This is a genomic window from Shewanella sp. 0m-6 (genome assembly GCF_052977325.1).
Genome location: NZ_JBRIMD010000009.1, coordinates 69,926 through 92,782 on the forward strand (window position 1 = coordinate 69,926; position 22,857 = coordinate 92,782).

17 protein-coding genes are annotated in these 22,857 nt (G+C 44.8%); 3 read left to right on the plus strand and 14 right to left on the minus strand.

The features are described 5' to 3' along the window. Window positions 1-6 precede the first annotated feature (6 nt). Window positions 7-525: a GNAT family N-acetyltransferase gene (locus ACVBJC_RS09225; RefSeq protein ID WP_447160575.1), complete on the minus strand. Its 519-nt coding sequence runs from the start codon at window positions 523-525 to the stop codon at window positions 7-9. 335 nt (window positions 526-860) lie between these two features. On the opposite strand from ACVBJC_RS09225, the gene ACVBJC_RS09230 reads away from it, so the two are divergent. Together ACVBJC_RS09230 and ACVBJC_RS09235 are read left to right on the plus strand one after the other, a co-directional pair. Next, entirely contained in the window at window positions 861-2,573 is a 1,713-nt protein-coding gene (locus tag ACVBJC_RS09230; protein WP_447160576.1) for a proline--tRNA ligase, read from the plus strand. A 229-nt stretch (window positions 2,574-2,802) separates the two neighbouring features. Further along, window positions 2,803-3,927 (plus strand): patatin-like phospholipase family protein, encoded by a 1,125-nt coding sequence (locus ACVBJC_RS09235; protein ID WP_447160577.1) that lies wholly within the window; start codon window positions 2,803-2,805, stop codon window positions 3,925-3,927. 1 nt (window position 3,928) lies between these two features. Here the strand turns inward: ACVBJC_RS09235 and ACVBJC_RS09240 are convergent, their stop codons facing one another. Together ACVBJC_RS09240 and ACVBJC_RS09245 are read right to left on the minus strand one after the other, a co-directional pair. After that, window positions 3,929-4,642, minus strand: a complete 714-nt coding sequence (locus tag ACVBJC_RS09240; RefSeq protein WP_447160578.1) for an SGNH/GDSL hydrolase family protein — start codon at window positions 4,640-4,642, stop codon at window positions 3,929-3,931. A 121-nt stretch (window positions 4,643-4,763) separates the two neighbouring features. Continuing rightward, complete coding sequence (locus ACVBJC_RS09245) at window positions 4,764-6,713, minus strand: monovalent cation:proton antiporter-2 (CPA2) family protein (protein WP_447160579.1); 1,950 nt, start codon at window positions 6,711-6,713, stop codon at window positions 4,764-4,766. A gap of 203 nt (window positions 6,714-6,916) precedes the next feature. On the opposite strand from ACVBJC_RS09245, the gene dgcS reads away from it, so the two are divergent. After that, entirely contained in the window at window positions 6,917-7,900 is a 984-nt protein-coding gene (dgcS, locus tag ACVBJC_RS09250; protein WP_447160580.1) for a diguanylate cyclase DgcS, read from the plus strand. Between the two features lie 137 nt (window positions 7,901-8,037). Here dgcS and tilS read toward each other — a convergent pair whose 3' ends face one another. The 11 genes from tilS to ispC all read right to left on the minus strand — a co-directional run bounded on the left by tilS (window position 8,038) and on the right by ispC (window position 22,853). Further along, a complete protein-coding gene (gene tilS / locus ACVBJC_RS09255; RefSeq protein ID WP_447160581.1) occupies window positions 8,038-9,447 on the minus strand; it encodes a tRNA lysidine(34) synthetase TilS in 1,410 nt (469 codons plus the stop codon). A gap of 1 nt (window position 9,448) precedes the next feature. Further along, window positions 9,449-12,919 (minus strand): DNA polymerase III subunit alpha, encoded by a 3,471-nt coding sequence (gene dnaE, locus ACVBJC_RS09260; protein ID WP_447160582.1) that lies wholly within the window; start codon window positions 12,917-12,919, stop codon window positions 9,449-9,451. A 173-nt stretch (window positions 12,920-13,092) separates the two neighbouring features. Beyond that, entirely contained in the window at window positions 13,093-13,704 is a 612-nt protein-coding gene (gene rnhB / locus ACVBJC_RS09265; RefSeq protein ID WP_447160583.1) for a ribonuclease HII, read from the minus strand. Continuing rightward, window positions 13,704-14,855, minus strand: a complete 1,152-nt coding sequence (lpxB, locus tag ACVBJC_RS09270) for a lipid-A-disaccharide synthase (RefSeq protein ID WP_447160584.1) — start codon at window positions 14,853-14,855, stop codon at window positions 13,704-13,706. The genes rnhB and lpxB overlap by 1 nt, the downstream gene beginning before the upstream one ends. A gap of 69 nt (window positions 14,856-14,924) precedes the next feature. Further along, window positions 14,925-15,695: an acyl-ACP--UDP-N-acetylglucosamine O-acyltransferase gene (gene lpxA / locus ACVBJC_RS09275; RefSeq protein ID WP_447160585.1), complete on the minus strand. Its 771-nt coding sequence runs from the start codon at window positions 15,693-15,695 to the stop codon at window positions 14,925-14,927. Beyond that, window positions 15,692-16,153, minus strand: a complete 462-nt coding sequence (gene fabZ / locus ACVBJC_RS09280; protein WP_248999623.1) for a 3-hydroxyacyl-ACP dehydratase FabZ — start codon at window positions 16,151-16,153, stop codon at window positions 15,692-15,694. The genes lpxA and fabZ overlap by 4 nt, the downstream gene beginning before the upstream one ends. A 32-nt stretch (window positions 16,154-16,185) precedes the next feature. Next, a complete protein-coding gene (lpxD, locus tag ACVBJC_RS09285) occupies window positions 16,186-17,202 on the minus strand; it encodes a UDP-3-O-(3-hydroxymyristoyl)glucosamine N-acyltransferase (RefSeq protein ID WP_447160586.1) in 1,017 nt (338 codons plus the stop codon). A 4-nt stretch (window positions 17,203-17,206) separates the two neighbouring features. Beyond that, the gene (locus ACVBJC_RS09290) at window positions 17,207-17,704 is read right to left on the minus strand and encodes an OmpH family outer membrane protein (protein ID WP_447160655.1); all 498 of its coding nucleotides are present in this window, start codon (window positions 17,702-17,704) and stop codon (window positions 17,207-17,209) included. Between the two features lie 58 nt (window positions 17,705-17,762). Next, window positions 17,763-20,246: an outer membrane protein assembly factor BamA gene (gene bamA / locus ACVBJC_RS09295; protein ID WP_447160587.1), complete on the minus strand. Its 2,484-nt coding sequence runs from the start codon at window positions 20,244-20,246 to the stop codon at window positions 17,763-17,765. Window positions 20,247-20,277: 31 nt separating this feature from the next. Further along, complete coding sequence (gene rseP, locus ACVBJC_RS09300) at window positions 20,278-21,648, minus strand: sigma E protease regulator RseP (protein WP_447160588.1); 1,371 nt, start codon at window positions 21,646-21,648, stop codon at window positions 20,278-20,280. Window positions 21,649-21,662: 14 nt separating this feature from the next. Beyond that, window positions 21,663-22,853 carry a 1-deoxy-D-xylulose-5-phosphate reductoisomerase gene (gene ispC, locus ACVBJC_RS09305; protein ID WP_447160589.1) on the minus strand — a complete coding sequence of 397 codons (1,191 nt, stop codon included), beginning with the start codon at window positions 22,851-22,853 and terminating at the stop codon, window positions 21,663-21,665. Window positions 22,854-22,857 lie beyond the last annotated feature (4 nt).

The window sequence follows — 22,857 nt, forward strand, 5'->3', positions numbered from 1 at the left end:
TCGCTCTCAAAGTCGAGGTTGAGATAATAGGTATCGGAAGAAAACAACGGGTCCATTTACACAAGGTTGCTCAACAAACCCCAGTCTAAGCAATAGCTTTGCAGAAGCCTTATTGCTCTGGCTGACACCTGCAATCAAGTAATCCCAACTTTGACCTTGAATTGAAATATCAATAAAGCCTTGGAGCAATTCGGTCGCCAACCCTTGTCCCCAATACGGCTCACCTAGCAGGTAACCAATATGGGCGTCACGTTTACTTCCTATAAACACAAACATAAAACCAATAATAACATTCGCTTCTGTATGTTTGACGACAAAAAGACGACTCTCCACTACCATACGTTTAAACCATTTTCTGGCGTCAGAAAGTGAATCGATGTGCTGAAAATGTGGCGGCAAGTTTTCAACGACGGCAGGTGTTAACAGCTCAGTGACTCGAACCAGCAATGGCGATAATTCAGCTGGCGCTATCTCAGAAAATAATTCCGAAACCTCCAATCTTGATGTTTGATAATGTAACGCCATATTGGCTCACCTTGTTATAAACAATTTTTCTGTGTCATAAGCTAACATCAATCTGAACTTGTACGCATCAAGATGTAGGCATAATCCTACAATAAAACACGAGTTTGCTCATGGATAACAGGGTTAGGTTTTTTCCTATAACTCAACTGCTAACTTAAAGTATTAACTCAACTTGTCACTCATCATCGTCAAAGCAAAGGAGTATAACCTGCATCGCTTAGCGCAAAAACCTATGTTCAAAGTAAATAAATCACTCGAATCGCAAAATCCATAGGTGACAGAAGCACTACAAGTGATAAAATAGCGCCCATTCAACTCAAATTTGGACACCGGTAATGCGCGTAAGCAAGTACCTGCTATCAACTCAAAAAGAAACGCCTGCTAATGCAGAAGTGGTTAGTCATCAGTTAATGTTACGTGCGGGTATGATCCGTCGTAACGCATCTGGCTTATACAGCTGGTTGCCGACAGGTTTACGTGTACTACGTAAAATCGAAGCGATTGTTCGTGAAGAAATGAACAAAGCGGGCTCAGTTGAGATCCTTATGCCTATGGTTCAACCTGCCGATCTTTGGGTTGAAACGGGTCGTTTTGAAAAGTTTGGTCCTGAACTACTTCGTTTCCAAGACCGCCACAACCGTGACTTCGTACTGGGTCCAACTCACGAAGAAGTGATCACAGACATCGTGCGTAAAGAGGTTAACTCATACAAGCAGTTACCACTTAACCTATACCAAATTCAAACCAAGTTCCGTGACGAAGTTCGTCCACGTTTTGGTGTAATGCGTTCACGTGAATTCTTGATGAAAGATGCTTACTCTTTCCATATCGATCAAGAAACGATGGATGAAACCTACGAGGCGATGTTCCAAGCCTATAGCAACATTCTGACTCGTTTAGGCCTAGCCTTCCGTCCAGTAATGGCTGACACAGGTTCTATCGGTGGCAGCATGTCACACGAGTTCCACGTATTAGCTAACAGCGGTGAAGACTTAATCGCTTACTCAACAGAAAGCGATTACGCTGCTAACATTGAAAAATGTGAAGCGCCACTGCCTACTGACACGCGTCAAGCAGCTACTAGCGAGATGACATTAGTTGACACGCCAAACGCAAAAACCATTGCAGAGCTTGTTGAGCAACACGGCATTGCGATTGAGAAAACAGTTAAGACATTAATCGTTAAGGGTGCAACTGAAGAAGCGCCATTAGTGGCTATCGTTATTCGTGGCGACCACGAGCTAAACGAAGTTAAAGCAGAAAAACTTGATGCGGTATTAGCGCCATTTGAGTTTGCAGATGAAGCCGCTATCCGTGATGCTGTTGGCGCTGGTACTGGTTCTATCGGTCCTGTTGGCCTAAATATGCCTGTATTTGTTGATCACAGTGTTAGCATCATGAGCGACTTTGGCGCGGGTGCAAACCAAGATGGCAAGCACTACTTCGGCATCAACTGGGAGCGTGATTTACCAGAAGTTGCCGCATTCGACTTACGTAACATCATCGAAGGCGAGCCTAGCCCATGTGGTAAAGGTACTATTGCACTACTTCGCGGTATCGAAGTGGGTCATATCTTCCAGTTAGGTACTAACTACTCTGAAGCGATGAATGCTAACGTACTTGACCAAAATGGTAAGTCACAGACTCTACTTATGGGTTGTTACGGTGTGGGCGTAAGTCGTATGGTTGCTGCTGCAATTGAGCAAAACAACGATGACCGCGGTATTATCTGGCCTGAAGCGATTGCACCGTTCACTGTGGGCATCTTGCCAATGAACATGCACAAGTCGCATCGCGTTAAAGATATCGCCGAGCAACTATATCAAGACCTAAACGATGCTGGCATGGAAGTCATGTTCGACGACCGTAAAGAGCGTCCTGGCGTAATGTTTGCTGATATGGAGCTTATCGGTATTCCACACGTTGTGGTTATTGGCGATCGTAATATTGATAACGGCATGTTCGAATACAAGAACCGTCGTACTGGTGAGAAGCAAGATATCCCACTAGACGAAATCGTTGAGTTCTTAAAAGCGCAACAAGCTTAATCGCGAACCTTAATCGCTAAGTAATCAATAAAAACGCCGATGATATCATCGGCGTTTTTTTATGCTAAAAATATAAAGATCCCCATCACTGAATCTCCATGCATATGACAGCTTGTTTTTTATCTTTGTTTTCACTTGTTACTTGAAGAACACTCCAGAGTCACATATTCTAAATTTAGGCCATGTGTTTTGAATATGTTTTAATTTTCAACCGATAAGGAACGTCGACTTGCCAGATAAAATAGCATTAGTCCTTGGTGGCGGCGGCGCGCGAGCGGCCTATCAAATCGGGGTTCTCAAAGCGATTGTACAGTTTTATCCACGTAATCACGGGATCCCGTTTAAGATCATCTGTGGTACGTCTGCTGGCGCAATCAACGCGACATCAATAGCAACCCATGCCTCCTGTTTTCATTTGGGGGTGCGTAAGCTTGAATGGGTTTGGCGTCATGTTCATGCCCGTAAAGTCTACCAAGCCTCCATTGGTGGGGTATTGAAACATTTAAGTAAGATGGCGCTAAAAGGCCTGCAAAGCGACGGGGTATCAAACTCAGCTGGTAGCCTATTTAATAGTGAGCCGTTACGAGGCCTGCTTAACGATCTCATCAGCTTTGAACGCATCGACCGTAATATCAACAGCGGAGCACTTGAAGCTGTTAGCCTAGATACTTCCTGTTATAACAACTCACGCTCAGTGACATTTTTCCAGGCTAATGCCCATATCAATAACTGGCACAGGGCAAGACGTCATGGCGTACGTACTCGTCTCAATACTGATCATCTATTAGCCAGCTCGGCCATACCTATGGTGTTTCCTTCGATAAGATTAAATCAAGAATATTATGGCGATGGCTCGGTACACCAGCTGGCGCCGTTGAGTAGTCCAATACACCTTGGCGCAGATAAGATCATGGTGATTAACCTTGAAAGTCCACATAAAGTTCAATCAAAAGAGTTAGAGCATCACCCAAAGACGGCAACGATTGCTGGTCACTTACTCGATACTATCTTCTCTGATACGCTAAACAGCGATCTTGAAAGGTTACAGCGAATTAATACCACGCTAAATCTGGTCCCCGAACAGAGCCGTGATCAACTAGCACTAAAAACCATCGAAACATTAGTGATTAAACCCAGTGAGGATTTAAGCGCAATGGCATCACGCTACTTTCAGGATATGCCTTTTGCGATTAAAACCATGCTAAAAATACTGGGGATAAACGAACACTCCGACTCAAGTATTGTGTCATATCTATTGTTTGAGCAAGGCTATTGCAGTGCATTAATCGAATTAGGTTATGAAGACGCTATGTGCCAGATTGATGAGATAAAACAATTTTTTAATCTTCAATAAACTAAGGCTTATCAGCCAACAGAGCGCTCGCCACGCTCTTCCCCCAATCTTGATATATTAATGCACCAGGATGAAAGCCATCTGTTGCCATCGCATCACTATTGAGTTGATGACCAAATTCCAACAAGGTGAATTTTGGCTCTTGCAGGGCGTAGCGTTGTAGTTGACGGTTAAAGGCTTGGCTACGCTGACCAAGAAACCAGCGCAGTGGCTGCGGCAATACCGGAAAATCCCCCATGGGTGGCACTCGAGTCAATATCAAACGCTGACAGCCCAGCTTTTCAGTGACTAACTCAACTAAGGCTTGTTGCTGGCTTATCCATTGGTTAACGGTTAACGGGCTTAAAACATCGTTCACTCCAAGCGATACCACTACGGCCTCAAAATGCATGGTTTGTTGCACTACCAACTCTTGTTGTAACATCTCAATGGTCTGGGCGGTATTATGACCAGACTTTGCCAGTAAACGCCAATCAACTTGGTACCGCTGGGCAAGCGTATTTACCACCACGCCCGTTAATGCTTGCTGCTGGCTAGCAACGCCAACTCCAGCTGCGGCGCTGTCACCTAAAATGAGTACCGATAATCCCGCGCCGTCCCCCACAGAACCTTGCCGGGGCCCTGCAGCTTCCGGCAGTTTTGGGGTATTTCTCTTAACGATACGCCCCTGTAATAATAAGATCGGTGCCAACAGGATAAAAATGAGGTAATGCACAATGTCACTCCAGGGAGCCCGCAGCTTTTACTTAAATATGCTGCAACGAGATGGTGGGCTAAATCTACTTTATAACGGTTAACTATAGCTAAACGTGACCCATTGAGAGTAAAAGAGTGGCTTAGCCTTGCAATAAAAAGATCTCGGCTTTTTCCATGCGTCTTGGCTTGCCAAGTAAGATCAGGATATCGCCAGACATAATCTGCCAATCGGATTTAGGATCCTCAACCTCAGCGCCTGCTCTTCGCACCGCTCGCACTTCAACTCTTAACTTCTCCCACGGGATCTCACCTAGGGTCAGTCCAACCGCATTCGCCCCTTTAGGCAGAGCAACAGCATGCAATAGCTCAAGGGTCAAATCGGTTTCAGCTCCGGAGAAAAAACCATGTAAATATTGGTAGTGATTTCGCCGCTCAGATTCCAGGCGTTTCAATATTCTTGCTAGCGGCACACCACATTGATATAGCACTTGAGATACTAACATCAAACTACCTTCAAGCGTCTCAGGAATAACCTGACTTGCTCCTGCTTCCTCCAACTCCTCCATCCCGGTATCGTCACGAGTACGCACCAAAATCTTAGCCTCGGGTGCTAATTGACGACATAACGGCAACACCTCTTGGAGGATCCGCTCACTACTAAAAGTGATTACGATTAACTTAGCTTCACGCACCTTTGCCTGCTTTAAGATACTTCTCTTACACACATCACCAAAATAGACAGGCTCTCCAGCGGTTCTGGCCTCAGAGACTCTTTTCGGGTCGAGATCCAGCACTAAGTATGGGATAGCTTCAGTTTTCATAAACCTAGCAATGGTTTGCCCTACTCGTCCATAACCTAAAATGAGCACCAGATCGCCTTTGGCATCGACTTGTACATTCAAAGACTCATTATTATCAGCCTTAGGCTTGAGTCCTTGCAGCATTCTTGCAATATCGACACTATGCCTAACCAGCCAAGGCGCTAGTGCCATCGATAGCACTGCCACCATCACTAAGGTCGTACTTGTTTTATTATCTAGCAGTTGATAATTGACCGCTAAGGCCAACACGACAAAACTGAATTCTCCCACCTGCGCCAAACTCAGGGCCGTCGCAACTGATGAGCGAAAAGACTCTTTAGCCACTTTCAATAAAGAGAAAATCACTAAGGCTTTACCTAAAATCACAGCGATAAGGATAAAGATGATTTGCCACCAGAACTGGGCAACCAATTGGAAGTCTAACAGCATACCGATGGAGATAAAAAACAGCCCCATTAATAAGTCCCTAAAGGGGCGAATATCGGCTTCTAGCTGACGCCGATACTGGCTTTCTCCAAGTAACATACCTGCCATAAAGGCGCCCAATGCCATCGATAAGCCTAACCACTGAGTAATCGCTCCGGTGACTAAGGCGACCACTAACGTTGACAGTACAAATAGTTCATTTGAACGTGAACGGGCAACCTCATCAAACAGCTTAGGCAAGGCCCACTTGCCAAATGCCATCAGTGCAATAAATGCGAGGCTACCTTTTAGTAAGGCAAAAACCACATCAGTCCACAGTAACGGCGCGCCATCACTGGCTAAAATAGGTAACAAAATAAGTAAAGGGACAACGGCGATATCTTGAAATAACAGCACACTGACCGAAAGCTCGCCATGGCGGCGCCTCATCCATCCTTGCTCATTCAATAACTTAAGTACTATCGCCGTAGAAGAAAGCGCTATCGCAGAGCCTACGACGACTGACTCGGTCACACTGAGATTACATAGCAGTGCGATTCCCATGCTTAACACAGTCGTTACAACGACTTGCGCACTACCTAAACCAAATACAGTACGGCGCATTGCCCATAGCCTAGGCAAAGAAAACTCGAGCCCTAAACTAAACATCAGTAACACGACACCGAGCTCAGCAACTGACTGCATTTGCTGTTGGGTAAACCAGTGAAAACCACTTGGACCGCTAATTACCCCTGTCACTAAGTAAGCTAAGATCGCTGGTAAACCTGCACGTCGTAGTATTGCAATAGAAACAATTGCAATGACCAACATCAGTAGCATTTGAATGAGAAAGCTATGTTCCATCTGTGCGGTGTACTCCTTAACCCGAAGACATTCGTCAAAATGCCGACACCAATATATTCCATTCACTTATCTAGAGAGTAACTGAATGACAAATAAAGACAAATATAATTCCCTTAGCACTAGGCACAGTTTTTGCTTGGTATATCTAAGAGCATTAACTTTGCGTTAGCGCAACACTGTTAGAAAACTGGGAGTCAATACCAATGGAATTTGGGCTAGTAACCGAGTCTTCCCCTATTGAATATCGAAAACCTACTGTGGTAACTATGTCTATGCCAGTGGAGGTTGATCTTTATCGAAAACCTACTGGGGTAAATAACTCTATGCCAATGGAGGTTGATCTTTATCGAAAACCTACTGGGGTAAATAACTCTATGCCAGTGGAGGTTGATCTTGTTGCTATCATCCAGCAACTGCATCAACATTTAGATCCTAGGACAGTCTTTGCCTGCTTCGGCAAAATAATGGGGCAACATTTGCCGCTTTATGGTGTTCGCTTAGCCTATAAGGACTATCAGTTCCATTGGGGTCAGCAAAATGGTTACGCCATTGAGCAAAAGTTGACCTTAGCCGACTGCCAAGTCATCGTTAACTATAATCTAAAAGCCCCTTTAGTGCCGTCTCAAACCCAGAAGTTGAACCAGATCCAGCAGCTCGTTTTACAACCGTTGTTTAATGCGATTCAATTTAAAGAGATGTCTCTACAGGCCATGTATGATGCGCTAACAAACTTAGGTAACCGCCATTACTATCAAGAGTCATTAAAAAAAGAGCTCGCTCGAGCCGAGCGCAATAGTGATGAGTTTTCATTAATTACCCTAGATTTAGATAATTTTAAACAGCTCAATGATGACTTTGGCCATCAGTTAGGCGATAGCGCCTTAGTTGAGTTTGCACAGATGCTAAATACAACCATCAGAAACAGTGACCAGGCATTTCGAATAGGTGGCGATGAATTTACCATATTGGTTCAAGCCAACGTTGAGGCCGCTAGCATTTTGTGTCAGCGGATCTTAGATGCCATCTCTACTCATCAATATTTAGAAAAGTATCAAGTGAAAACCAGTATGGGCGTGGCGCAATGGCGACATCATGATACTGAAGATAGTCTTTACCAACGTGCAGATAATGCGCTATATGAAGCTAAAGCCGCTGGCCGCCAGTGCTACTGTGTCGAAAACAGCTAACTTGCGTTCAGCAGCACTTAATGCCTGATAATGGTTAAGATGAAAGTTAGAAAAGAGGGGGTAATGGCTAGCAATATAGAATAAACAAACTCATAAGGCACATTAAAGCCCCTTTGCTTACCGATACCTAATACTTATTAGTATAAAACCAGCCCGACATCATCACCGGTCGCTAAATATGGCCTTTCTATCCAGTAGCCCACAGCAGATACGAGTTTACCGTCATAACAAAGCAGCGGCACGGTGCCACGCCGCCAGGGAGCAAGTCCCCACTCCTGCCATAACTTTTTAAGTTCACGGCCTTTACTACGGTTATGGGGCTGACAACGAGTACTGCCAGGCAGTGCAAACTCGATAGAGACCTTCTCCACTCCTAAAGGCAATCTAAGACGCGCTCCACTTTGGCAATATCTTGCCGATAAGGCCTCTCCAGTGACTAGCTTAATAGCTCCGTTTATCAAGTCATCACAGCCATTAAGTTCAATACTCAACAAACCTTTTTTGTCCGCGACAAAGAGAGCATTCTTCAGCGGCATAAAATAGCCTTCGCGCTTATAACGCTTGATGATAACGTCGGTTAAGCGGATCTCAACATTGGCATCAACTTTAGCATCGAGCAACTGGGCTAGGATCTGCTCTCCTTGCACCTTAGAGGGCGGAGCAAAACCTAGCATGTCCATGTGACCGCGCAGTAATAATGACTGCCAAGCATGGGAGTGCTGGGCTAATTTATCTAAATCAAGCAACCAATCACTGCCCTTTCGAAGCTGAATATTCGGTAATTTCTGCGCAATCTCTTCATCGAGTACCGACTGCTGTAATGCGCACAGTTCAGCGCTGCGACTGGCTGTCGCGGCGATACTAGGCCAGCGTTGCTTGAGTTTAGGGATAATATCTAAGCGAAGAAAGTTTCTATCATACTTATCATCAAAATTACTCTCATCTTGAATATGAAGGATATTGTCTTGCTTCGCGTAGGCTTCTATTTCATCTTTACTGCAATCGAGCAGTGGTCTAATAATCCAGTTTCGCTGATTAAAGCGCTGCACTTTACCCATGGCTGATAAGCCTTTAGGGCCAAGGCCTCGCTTGAGCGCTAATAAAACGGTCTCAAGTTGATCATCTTGATGGTGGGCAGTCATTAAAATATCATTGTTGGATAACTCTGATAATAACGCTTCATAGCGCACACTGCGGGCCTGCGCCTCAACACTCACCCTAGGTGCGAGCTTAACCTCGACATGCTTTACAACACATTTCAGATCGTATGATTTTGCTTGCAATAAGCAATGCTCAACCCAAGTGTCAGCATTAGCACTTAACCCATGGTGAACGTGCACTAACACACACTCAAAATCAGGAGTGATTTTGGCAAACTGACCTAAACCATAGGCCAGAATTTCAGAGTCGACGCCGCCACTATAAGCTAGCACTAACTTAGGCTTATTGGTGACAGTTTGATTTTGAGTATTTTCTACCTTACCCGCTGCCGCCACCTTAGGTGGCAACTGTTGCAGGCAAGCTTGGATCAGCGAGACAATATTCATGCTAAAAAACGATCCGAACCTTTCCTGAACCTGTTAACGACTCGAGTGCCAACATCAACTCATCGGTTGGATTGACTCGCCAATTATCGCCTAAAGTAAACTGCGCTTGTGACTGAGGCTGGGCGTAATTAATCAACACAGGTACAGCGCCCGCTTTCCAAGGCTCAACCGCAGCCTTAAACTCGCTTAACCACTCATCGTTGACCTTGTCTGCTTGCAAGTCAATTTCAACCGCATTGGCAAAATGGCTACGCGCTTCCCCCATATCGATAATGTTACGCGCAGTCATTCGGTTACCACCAGAGAAGTCATCGAAACTAACCTCTCCTTCAATAATCAAAATGCGGTCTTTCTCAAGCAGGTGATTAAACTTCTCAAAGGCTTCAGTAAACAGCATCACCTCAAGACGCGCACTCTTATCATCTAGGGTCACCAGACCCATCTTGGAGCCACGCTTAGTCATCATCACACGTGTCGCCACTACAAGCCCAGCGGCTTTCATGGTTTTGCCACGTTCAGTAGGATGCACATCTTTTAACCGACCCGAAGTGTAATGCTTAAGCTCTTTCAGATACTGGTTAATCGGGTGACCTGTGAGGTATAAACCTAATGTGTCACGCTCGCCTTCAAGCCAAACTTTATCCGGCCAAGGCGTACATTCAACAAACTGCTGCTTACTGTCTTCAGGTTCATTATTGAGTAGACCAAACATATCATGCTGACCAATCGCTTCGGCTTTAGCATGCTGATCGGCTGCGCGAATAGCTTCCGGTAACGTTGCCATCATCGCGGCTCGATGCGGGCCTAAATTATCAAGCGCACCAGCGCAAATCAGTTTTTCAATGACGCGGCGGTTAAGCTTCTTTAAATCGATTCGAGCGCAGAAATCAAACAAGTCCTTAAAGGGGCCATTTTTACGCGCAGCGAGAATCGAGTCTACAGGACCTTCACCAACACCTTTCACCGCGCCAATGCCGTAAACAATATTCAGATCGTCATCAACGGTAAATCTAAATAAGCCTTTATTTACATCAGGCGGAATAAGTGGCAAGCCCATACGCTCACACTCATCAACCAAGGTGACAATCTTATCGGTGTTATCCATATCCGCCGACATTACTGCCGCCATAAACTGCTGTGGATAATGGGTTTTTAACCAAAGTGTTTGATAAGACACTAATGCGTAAGCGGCCGAGTGAGATTTGTTAAAACCGTAACCCGCGAATTTTTCCACCAAATCGAAAATTTTCATCGACAACGGACCATCAACGCCATTGGCAATTGAACCGGCCTCAAACGTACCGCGCTGCTTGGCCATCTCTTCAGGCTTTTTCTTACCCATAGCACGACGAAGCATATCGGCGCCGCCCAAGGTATAGCCAGCAAGTACCTGAGCAATCTGCATCACCTGCTCTTGATAGAGAATAATGCCGTAGGTTGGTGATAACAGCTCTTTCAGCGACTCATGTTGATATTCGGCGTCAGGGTATGACACTTCCTCACGGCCGTGCTTACGCTCGATAAAGTTATCTACCATGCCTGATTGCAGTGGACCCGGTCTAAACAGTGCAACCAGTGCGATCATATCTTCAAAGCAATCTGGCTGTAGGCGTTTAATCAAGTCTTTCATACCACGAGATTCCAACTGGAATACCGCGGTTGTTTCATATCGTTGTAGTAATTTAAAACACTTTGGATCAGTCAGCGAAATCGACTCAATACGCACCGGCTCTTCACCGTTCTTCTTTTTGACGCTGTTGACCATCTGCAACGCCCAATCAATAATGGTGAGCGTTCTTAGACCCAAGAAGTCGAACTTCACTAGGCCTGCGGTTTCAACATCGTTTTTGTCGAACTGAGTTACCGGGTTTAAGCCTTCGGTGTCACAATAAATTGGCGAGAAGTCAGTGATCTTAGTCGGGGCAATAACCACACCACCAGCGTGTTTACCCGCGTTACGTGTCACCCCTTCCAGAATGCGACACATATCGATAAGATCTTTTACTTCCTCATCAGCGTCGTATGACTCTTGCAAGCCTGGCTCGACTTCAAAGGCTTTAGCCAAAGTCATGCCGGGTTCCGCTGGGATCATTTTTGAAATACGGTCAACAAAACCATACGGGTGACCAAGCACGCGGCCAACATCTCGAATTACCGCTTTAGCCGCCATAGTACCAAAGGTAATGATCTGCGATACCGCATCACGACCATAAAGGTCGGCAACGTGGTCAATGACCTCATCACGTCTGTCCATGCAAAAGTCGACGTCGAAGTCGGGCATAGATACACGTTCTGGGTTTAGAAAGCGCTCGAATAGCAAGTCGTATTCAAGGGGATCCAAGTCGGTAATTTTAAGTGCATAAGCCACCAATGACCCTGCACCTGAACCACGGCCAGGACCAATTGGAATATCGTTATCTTTACCCCACTGAATAAACTCCATTACGATAAGGAAGTAACCAGGAAAGCCCATCTGGTTAATCACTTTAAGCTCGATATCGAGACGCTCATCGTATTCAGGGCGTTTCTCAGCTCTAAGATCTGGATCAGGGAAAAGAAACTCGAGTCGCTCTTCAAGGCCCTTTTCTGATACATCGACCAAGAAGTCTTCAATGGTCAAATCACCTGTCGGGAAGTTCGGCAAGAAGTATTCGTGCAGTCTTACGGTAACGTTACAGCGCTTAGCAATTTCGACCGTATTTTGAATCGCCTCAGGAATATCTTCAAATAGCTCGCACATCTCATCGCTACTTTTAAAGTATTGTTGGTCACTGTATTTCTTCGGTCTGCGCGGATCGGCTAGCGTAAAGCCATCATAAATTGCGACCCGAATTTCGTGGGCGTCAAACTGCTCAGGCTTATTAAATACCACCTGATTAGTCGCAACCACTGGTAAGTCTTTTTGCTCGGCAAGTGCGACCGCCATGTGCAGATAACGCTCTTCATCTGGACGACCTGTTCGTAGCAGCTCTAAATAATATCGGTCAGGAAAGTGGCTCTTATAAAAGTCGATTAATGACTCTACTTGACCATGGTTATCTTTCAGCAACGCACGACCAACATCACCGTCTTTGCCACCTGAAAGCAGAATTAACCCTTCGTTATATTTCACTAACCATTCATGGTCAATCACAGCTTTGTCGTTAATATTGCCGCGCAGATACGCATCGCTAATCAACAAAGTCAGGTTTGAGTAACCTTTATTGTCCATCGCTAAGGCAGTAATAGAACAAAACTCATCAAATCCTGGGACTTTTACCCAAAAATCGGTGCCAATAATAGGCTTGATACCCGCATCATGGCAGCCTCCATAAAACTTGACCAAACCACACATGTTCGTCTGATCGGTTAATGCAACCGCAGGCATTCCAAGCTCAGCCACTTTCCCTAGAATAGGCTTAACTTTAGAAAGTCCATCAGACATAGAAAAATCGCTGTGGACGCGCAAGTGAACAAAACGTGGATCAGACATAATTAGGAGTATCTTTCTTTTTTGATAAATGAAGACTGCTGGTCAATCTTACAGAGTAAAACATGGGGTGATTGCAAACAAGTTTAACTGCAATCGCTCAGGCTGATGAGTTAATTTTCCGGCAAAAGGATGCCTCAAGCAAGTAAATCTTTCACCGGAAAAATTGTGTCGAGCTAAATTAATGCCTCACGAACGGGGCGAAAGCTTTTACGATGCTCAGGCAGTACACCGTGCTTTGCGAGTGCTTCAAAGTGCGCTTTAGTAGGGTAACCTTTATGTTTGTCAAAACCATAATCTGGGTATTGCGCAGCAAGGACATCCATCTCTCTATCACGAACAACCTTGGCAATAATTGAAGCTGCACTAATCGCATCGATAAGGCCATCACCTTTGATAATTGCATGACTGAGCACACCAAAGTCAGGACTGCGATTACCATCGACTAACACACTGCTTGGCTTAATACTGAGCCCTGCAACAGCACGCTGCATCGCCAGCATAGTCGCATGCAAAATATTTAGATCGTCAATTTCAGCTGGTGTCGCTGAGCCCACACTAACACTTAAGGCCTTTTGCTGAATTTGTTCAAACAGCAACTCACGCTTTTTCTCTGACAGTTTCTTAGAATCATTTAACCCTTCGATAGGGTTATTAGGATCTAAAATCACCGCTGCGGTGACAACATTACCAATCAAAGGTCCGCGGCCTACTTCATCAACACCTGCGTATTGACCAATACAAATTTGGGCCACTTGTTCAGGAGTGATATCTTTTATTACAGCCATTATGCTTGTTCCTCAATCAGTTTTATCACCGCATCAGCTGCGCGAGCACTGGCGTCTCGTCTTATCATTTGATGAATTGACATGAAACGGTCATGCAGTGGTGTAAAATCATCGTCCAACTGCTTTGACACTGCTGTTGCTATTTTCTCTGGCGTACAATCTGCTTGAATAAGCTCTTCAACAATATCTTCATCTGCCAGTAGGTTAGGCAATGAATAGCGTTTAGTCAGCATCATGCCTTTGGCGATACGATAAGTGATAGGACTCACTCGATATGCCACCACCATAGGTCGCTTAACTAACATAGCTTCAAGCGTGGCTGTGCCCGATGCCAATAAAATACAATCAGCCGCCGCCATCACTTCACGAGAATGACCTTCAATGAGGTGGATCTCTAAATCTGGCGCATACTCGCGTAAGGCAAGCTCGAATTGATCACGACGTTTTTGATTAACCAAAGGCGTAACAAATTTAATATCAGGATAGCGCTGCTTGATTAGGGTTGCCGCTTTAACAAAGGGCTCGGCTAACATCTTAAGCTCACCACCACGAGAACCAGGTAATATCGCTAAATACTCAGCATCTTTATCCAGACCGAGTAATTCACGTGCCTGTGCTTTATCACTTTCAAGCTCAATGTCATCGGCTAACGTATGTCCAACAAAGGTGCAAGGCACTTGGTATTCATCGTAAAACGCTTTTTCAAAAGGTAACAATGACAACACCATATCCGTTGCCCTAGCGATTTTAAAAATACGTTTTGGTCGCCACGCCCATACAGATGGACTGACGTAATGTACGGTTTTAATACCCCGAGCTTTAAGCTTGAGTTCCAAGCCAATATTAAAATCGGGTGCGTCGATGCCAATAAAACAATCGGGATTCAGCTTAGTGAACTCATCAACTAATGTTGCTCGAACTTTTAGTAGTCTCGGTAGGCGTGACAATACTTCAACAATTCCCATAACAGCCAGCTCTTCATAAGAGAAGATAGACTCAAAACCAAGGGCGTCCATACGTGGACCACCAACCCCAATAAATCGAGCATCAGGATATTGCTTCTGCAACGCTTTTATTAAGCCTGCTCCGAGGATGTCGCCCGAGATCTCTCCGGCAACCATTGCAAATACACGAGGATTGTTTGAACTCATAGAATAACGTCTGTGGTTAATAATGGGAGGAAAGAAAGAACCCGCTTTTACACGGGTTCAATAACTTACTTAGCGGATGATGCCTCGCTGAGAGGAAGCAACAAATTCAATTAGCATTTGAACTTGTTCGTCATCAACTGCAGCCTCTTTAAGCTGCTCAATCGCTTCTGCAACCGTTAAGTTGCTGCGATATAGAGTCTTATAGGCTCTGCGGACTGAAAGCTGTGATTCTTTTGAGAATCCACGGCGCTTTAAGCCTTCGATGTTCAAACCTCGAGGAATCGCAGGCTGACCCGATGCCATCACAAAAGGCGGCACATCGTTAAGGATAAGGGAGCTACCAGCCGTGAAGGCGTGAGCACCAATATGCACGAACTGATGCACACCGGTCATGCCACCTAAAATAGCCCAATCACCAACATGAACATGACCGGCAATCGATGCGTTATTAGCCATAATGACGTTGTTACCTACCACACAGTCATGAGCGATATGCACATAGGCCATAAATAGGTTGTTAGAGCCAATACGTGTTTCCCACTCATCTTGAGTGGTACCACGGTGAATGGTGACAGACTCACGAATAACGTTATTGTCGCCAATAATTAATCGGGTTGCTTCACCGGCATATTTCTTATCTTGGCAATCTTCACCGACTGAGGCAAATTGGTAAAACTTATTACCTTTACCAATGACGGTAGGTCCTTTCACAACAACGTGTGAACTGAACCAACAGTCATCACCGATTTCAACATCAGCACCAATATAGGTCCACGGACCAATAGTGACATTTTTGCCTATTTTGGCATCAGGGTGAACATAAGCTAATTTATCAATCACTTAGAAATCTCTCTACGTGCACACATGATTTCCGCTGAACAAACAATCTCGCCATCCACTTTAGCAACGCCAGTAAACACGCCAATCCCACGGCGCTCTTTAATCATTTGCACTTCAAAATGAAGTTGGTCACCAGGCTCAACAACGCGCTTAAAACGCGCTTTATCAATACCGGCAAAATAGTATAACGCGTCATTAGACGGCTCATCGCTCATGGTTTTAAAAGCAAGGAGTCCTGTAGCCTGCGCCATAGCCTCTAAAATCAATACGCCTGGCATCACAGGTTGAACCGGGAAATGTCCCTGAAAAAATGGCTCATTAATTGTGACGTTTTTAATAGCGTGTAAGGTTTCACCTGGTGTGAAATCCAATACTCTATCGATCAATAAAAATGGATACCTATGAGGTAAAAATTTTAGGATCTCTTTGATATCCATTGTATTCAATTGATTTGACACGAATCTTTCCTTTATCTGCACAAAGCAGTCATTTACTTTACGTTATTTTCCAGTGCTTTTACGCGCTGAAATAGCGTATCTAGCTGTCTAAAACGAACGGTATTCTTACGCCACAGCTTATTATCCATTGCGGCTGTTGCCGATGAATAAACGCCTTTTTCGCGAATAATGCTAGTGACGTTGGTACTGCCAGTCACATGTACGCCATCAGCAATACTTAAATGACCTGAAATCGCACAATTACCGCCGATAATACAATACTTGCCAATCGTTACACTACCCGCAACAACCGTACTACCTGCTATAGCAGTATTAGCACCGATAATATCGTTATGGGCAATCTGGACTTGGTTATCTAGAATAACCCCGTCGTGAATTTCAGTATGGGCTATGGCGCCTCGGTCTACCGTCGTGTTAGCACCGATTTCAACTCGATCACCAATACGCACACCACCAGTTTGCGGGATCTTAACCCACTGACCGCGTTCATTAGCGTAACCGAAACCATCAGAACCTAAAATCGTTCCCGAATGGATGATGCAATCTTGGCCTAAATGAACGTTGTGATAAACCGTTACATTAGCCCATAACAGTGTATTTGAACCAATCACACTATCTTGACCAATAACACAGCCCGCCCCAACTTGAACGTTATTACCAAGAATAACATTCTCGCCAATGACCGCATTCGCACCAATTGCCACGCCTTCACCTAGCATGGCCGAGGCCGCTATTTGTGCCGATGGGTGGATACCGTCTGCCGCCTTTGGGGTTGTATCAAGAAATTGTGCGATGCGAGCAAAACCGACATAGGGATCATTTAATACAATCGCATTGCCTGTAAAACCTTCTGCATCTTTAGGCGTCATTAAGATCGCAGACGCAGCTGAACTAGTCAGCTGCGAACGATACTTTGAATTTGCCAAAAAAGAGATTTGACCTGAACCTGCACCGTCCAAGGTGCCTACAGTTGAAATTTCAACTGAGTCATCACCTTGAACGTCTGCATTTAAATGGTCAGCCAATACTCTTAAAGTATAGCTTTTCATCTATTTACTTGCCTTTACCTAAAGCTTCAACCACTTTGTTACTGATGTCAGCACTTGGCTTAACATAGATAACAGCACCACGTTGAAGTACCATGTCATACTGCTCTTTTTCAGCAATAGTATTAATTGTCTTTTGAACTTCAAGCAGTAGCTTGTTTTGCTCTTCACCGTTACGGCGACGCATATCTTCATCTAACGCTTTGCCTTTCAATTGTAGCTCAGCTTTCATAGATTCCATTTTACGCATCATGTCGGTCTTTTGTGACTCGCTCATTAGCGCCGCATCACGTTGCTGTTTTTCTAGCAAACCACGAAGCTCTTCTTGCATCTTTTGCACATCAGCAACACGGTCACCGAACTCAGCTTTTAATGTTTCGTTCACTTGCTCGCGCTGTGGCAACTGCTCAAAAACTGCTTGCATATCAACTACTGCGATCTTTTCTGCGTGTGCCGCTAGCGGTGCACCTAAAAGAACCAAAACCATCATTGCGCGATTCAACATCTTATTCAAAACAAACTCCTTTATCTCAGCAAAACTTGCCGATTTTTTCAAATTGATTTTAGAAAGTTTTACCAATATTAAACGAGAAGATCTCAGTTTCATCATCCTCGTATTCCTTGATTGGCCATGCAAGGCTAAAGACCATAGGTCCCATCGGCGATAGCCACTGCACGCTCATACCCCAAGAGGCACGAATACGGCTCGGATCGCTATAATCTTCTAGTCTATCAAACTCTTCAACTGGAAGGTAACGATATGAATCGTAGTCAAACTCAGTGTCCCACACGTTACCGGCATCCACAAAGAAACTAGTACGTACAGAATTTGTATAAGCCTCGTCCAGGAATGGGGTAGGCACAATAAGCTCTAAACTGGCAGTTGCAATGGCGTTACCACCAATTGAGCGACCTGAACTCACCTGAATCTGGTTAGGATCGCCAGGTAAGCTACAGCCTTCACCCGATGGATCTGGCGCACATGGCTCGCTGCCACGATACAAGTAGAATGAGCGCGGACCCACTGAGTTAGACTTAAAGCCACGCAATGAGCTGCTACCACCCGAGTAATAGTTTTCCCAGAAAGGTAAGATCTGGTCATTATCGTTAAACTTACCGTAACCGTTACCGTAACCTAAACGCGCTCGGCTTAGCACAACAAAGCTGTGATTACGGTTAAGTGGGAAGTAAAAGCTTGTATCAAAATCCGCTTTAAAATACTGCAGATCAGAACCTGGTACCGTCATCTTACCGTTTAAACGCTGTGATGAACCATCCGATGGGAAAGTACCACGGTTTAAGTTACTGCGTGACCAACCCAGACTTAATTCGAAGTTATCGAAAGCTAAGCCAGCATTTGGATCATCACTGTCACGGTAAATATCGTAGAAGCGAATCGCTTGCTCATAAGCAGAGATTTCAGAGATCTCGTTATGACGATATCCAATACCACCGTTAATACGGTTATATTCGTTAATAGGGAAACCTGAGTTTAACGAAATACCATAAGAGCTGTTCTTATAGGCTTCAAGGTTTGCCTCATCAGCATCAAACTCACTCCAATAGATACTACCACCTAGGCTCACGCCATCTTTAGTGAAGTATGGATCGGTATAGTTAATATTGACGTTCTTAGAGTATTTGTTGGTGTTTAAATTAATACCAGCCTGATTACCCGTGCCTAAGAAGTTACTTTGCTGAACACCAAACTGAAGACTAAGTCCAGATTCAGTACCGTAACCAACGCCAGCATTAAATGAGCCTGATGGCTGCTCTTTAACACTAAATGCCACATCGACTAAATCATCGGTACCTGGCACTTGCACAGTTTCAGTATCAACAGTCTCGAAGTAACCTAAACGGTTAAGATTAGATTTTGACAGCTCTACTTGCGCAGAGTTAAGCCAAGCACCTTCCATCTGACGTAACTGACGACGCATGACTTCATCTTTCGTTACCGTGTTACCCGTAAAGCTGATATTACGAACATATACACGCTTGCCAGGATTGATGTTGATGTTGAGGTTTACCTCTTTCGTTTCATCATCAATTTCTGGGTAGGTTTTCACTTCAGGATAGGCGTAACCAAATCGACCTAAGTATTTACCGTACATCTCTTCGGTAAAGGTCACATCACCGCCGTTATACATATCACCGGATTTCAAAGGTAAGATGGCTTCAAGCACCTCTTCTTTACCCATTAAGTCGCCAGTTAGATTAACGTCTTTGACTTTGTACTGCTCACCTTCATCGACGTTAATCGTAATATAGAGTCCTTTACGATCAGGTGTCATTGCCACCTGCGTAGAGGTTACATCAAAACGAATGTAGCCACGGTTTTGGTAGTAAGTCTTAATCGTTTCAAGATCAGCTTGTAGCTTTTGTTTTTGATAACGGCGCTCGCCAAACAGATCCCACCAAGCGACATAGTCTTTTAGCTCAAGCATGCCGATAAGCTCAGCATCACTAAACTCGGTGTTACCCACGACATTAATCTGACGAATTTCGGCGGCTAAACCTTCGGTAAAGGTGAACTTAAGCTCAACTCGGTTACGGGGTAGATTGATAATTTCGGCTTTAACTTTAGCACCGTACTTACCTACGCCGTAATAGAAATCCTGCAAGCCTTTTTCGATACCAGAGAGCATAGTACGGTCGAGAGACTCGCCGACTTTCACACCAGAGCCATCAAGACTCTCTTGTAACTGCTCATCTTTAATATCTTTGTTACCTTCAAAGGTAACAGAGCTGATGGTTGGGCGCTCAGTCACTTTAACGACCAACACATTACCATCGCGCAGCACTTCAATTTTTTCGAAGTTAGTTGATGCATATAAGCTTTTTATTGCTTGTTGCAATTTTAATTGATCAACAGTATCCCCAACCTTCACAGGTAGGTTGAGCAAAGCCGCACCGAGTGCCACTCGCTGTAAACCTTCAACTTGGATATCAGCTACTTCAAAAGGTTGGAATGTTTCGGCCCAACCGTTCCCTGAAAAAGACGCTCCGACTAATAACATCGAGGCAAAAAGTTTATTCAATCTCATAGAGCACTTCTAATTATTTGTCTGTCCTTGCTCAGAGTCGGGAAAAGTCATTGAAAAGCGCAACACTCATCAACATCAGCAGCATAGCTGCCCCAATTCTGAATCCAATTTCCTGTACCTTATCCGGTACAGGCCTGCCTGTAATTACCTCAATGAAGTAATACAAAAGGTGTCCCCCATCTAACACTGGCAAAGGCAATAAATTAATAATGCCTAAGTTCACGCTAATCAATGCAAGAAAACCTAAAAAATATACCAGTCCGACGTCAGCGCTATTTCCCGCACCTTGTGCAATAGAAATAGGACCACTCAAGTTTTTAACTGAAACGTCACCAGTAAGTAACTTGCCAATCATCTTAATGCTGACAGAGACAAGTTGCCATGTTTTATCGACTGCAACTGGAAAAGAATCTAAAAATCCGTATTCCAATTGTATCTTCATGTTTTCTGGCCATGGTTCAGATGTTGGGGCCACGCCAATCACGCCTTCAAGTTGACCTTCAGCATTTTCACGAGACTTAGGCGTTACCTTAACCGTGAACTGCTCTCCATCACGACGTATGGTAATGCTGACAGGCTTATTGGCTGAGCCCTGAATAATCTCTACGAAACGCGGCCAATCTTGGTATTTTTCACCATCAATCGCAACTAAGGTGTCACCCACCTTGATACCGGCCTGACCCGCTGCGCCATCATCACTAACGAGTGCCAGTGTGGGTAATATCGCAGGACGATACATGCCAAGACCAATAGCGGTGATCGGCAGTTCTTTTTCGGGGTTAATCTTCCAATCTTGTGTATTTAACGAATAGGTATGCTCATCGCCAGACGAGCCTTGCAAGCGAGACAGTGGCGCGACGGTCACATCGACATTACTGTCACCTATGTGTCCAGCTAGGGCGAGATTAACTTCTTCCCAATCCCTGACTTTTTGGCTACCAATCGCCATGATCTGCATCGGCTCTTTAACCACGATTTGCGCAGCAGGTGTGCCCGCGATAGTTGAGTCGATGATTGGTTTAATGGCTGGAACGCCAATAAGATACATGGCGTACAATGCAATAATCGCAAAGATAAAGTTAGCAATGGGGCCAGCACTTACAATGGCGATGCGCTGCCAAACTGACTTACGGTTAAAGGCTTGTTCTTTTAACTCTTCAGGCACCTCATCAACGCGCTCGTCGAGCATTTTGACATAGCCACCCAGTGGGATCATCGCAAGGACATACTCTGTGCCATCTTTGCCAGTCTTGCGCCAAATAGCCCGACCAAAACCGATCGAGAAGCGCTCAACTTTTACGCCGCAGCGACGTGCGACCCAAAAGTGCCCATATTCATGAGCAGCAATTAATATCCCCAATGCAACAACAAAGGAACCTAGGTTCCATAAAAAATCGATCATTCCTTTCCTCTGAACTAATTGAGCTTAGTGATAGCGTCTAACGTGTATTGACGACTTTGAAAGTCTAACGCCAAAATATCATCGATACTGTTTAATGGATGCGTCGCCGTATTCATTAAGCTTTGTTCGTTTATTCTTGCTATATCGGTAAAACGTATCTTGCCACCTAAAAATGCTTGTACCGAAATTTCGTTGGCAGCGTTTAATACCGTTGTCGCTTCCTGGCCTTGCTTACAGGCTTCGATCGCCAGCGCTAAACAGGGGAAACGATTAAAATCAGGTTCTAAGAAGCTTAACTGTCCGACTTTGAAAAAGTCTAAAGGTTCAACTCCTGAGTTAATTCTCTGTGGAAAAGACATACAATGAGCAATCGGTGTACGCATATCGGGGTTGCCTAGCTGTGCTAACACTGAGCCGTCACGATACTGCACCATAGAATGAATCACACTTTGAGGGTGGATCACAACCTTTAGCTGCTCAGGACTGGCGTTAAACAACCAACGCGCCTCAATGTACTCAAGACCTTTGTTCATCATAGTCGCCGAATCAACCGAGATTTTACGCCCCATAGACCAGTTAGGATGCTTACAAGCCTGCTCAGGAGTCATTGCCGATAACGTAGCCAAATCAGACGTTAAAAATGGTCCGCCAGAACCTGTCAGCAAGATGTGAGAAACCCCTGCAGCCACTAGATCGCAGCGGCCAATTTCAAGCTGAGAACGCTCAGACAAACACTGAAAAATGGCATTGTGTTCACTATCGACGGGTAACACTTGCGCACCAGAGTTTTGCATCGCTTCGATAAACAATTGACCCGACATCACCAGCGACTCTTTATTGGCAAGTAGCACTCGCTTACCGGCGTTAACCGCCGCAAGTGTCGAAGGCAAGCCCGCTGCGCCAACAATGGCCGCCATCACCGTATCAACGTCATTGCTACTGACAAGCGATAAGAGTTCATCTTCACCGCTTGTCACTTCGATATTTAAATGGCTTGGCAGTTGCTGCTTCAGTGCTTGAGCAGCATTTGCATCGACCATATGGGCAATTTTAGGTTGATGCAAAGTACAGATCTCTAGCATCTTTGCGACATTGGTATTTGCGACCAGTGCAAATACCTTGTACTGCTCAGGATTACACGCGACAACACTTAAAGTGCTCGCTCCGATAGAGCCGGTCGCGCCTAAAATCACCATGTTTTGCATTTAG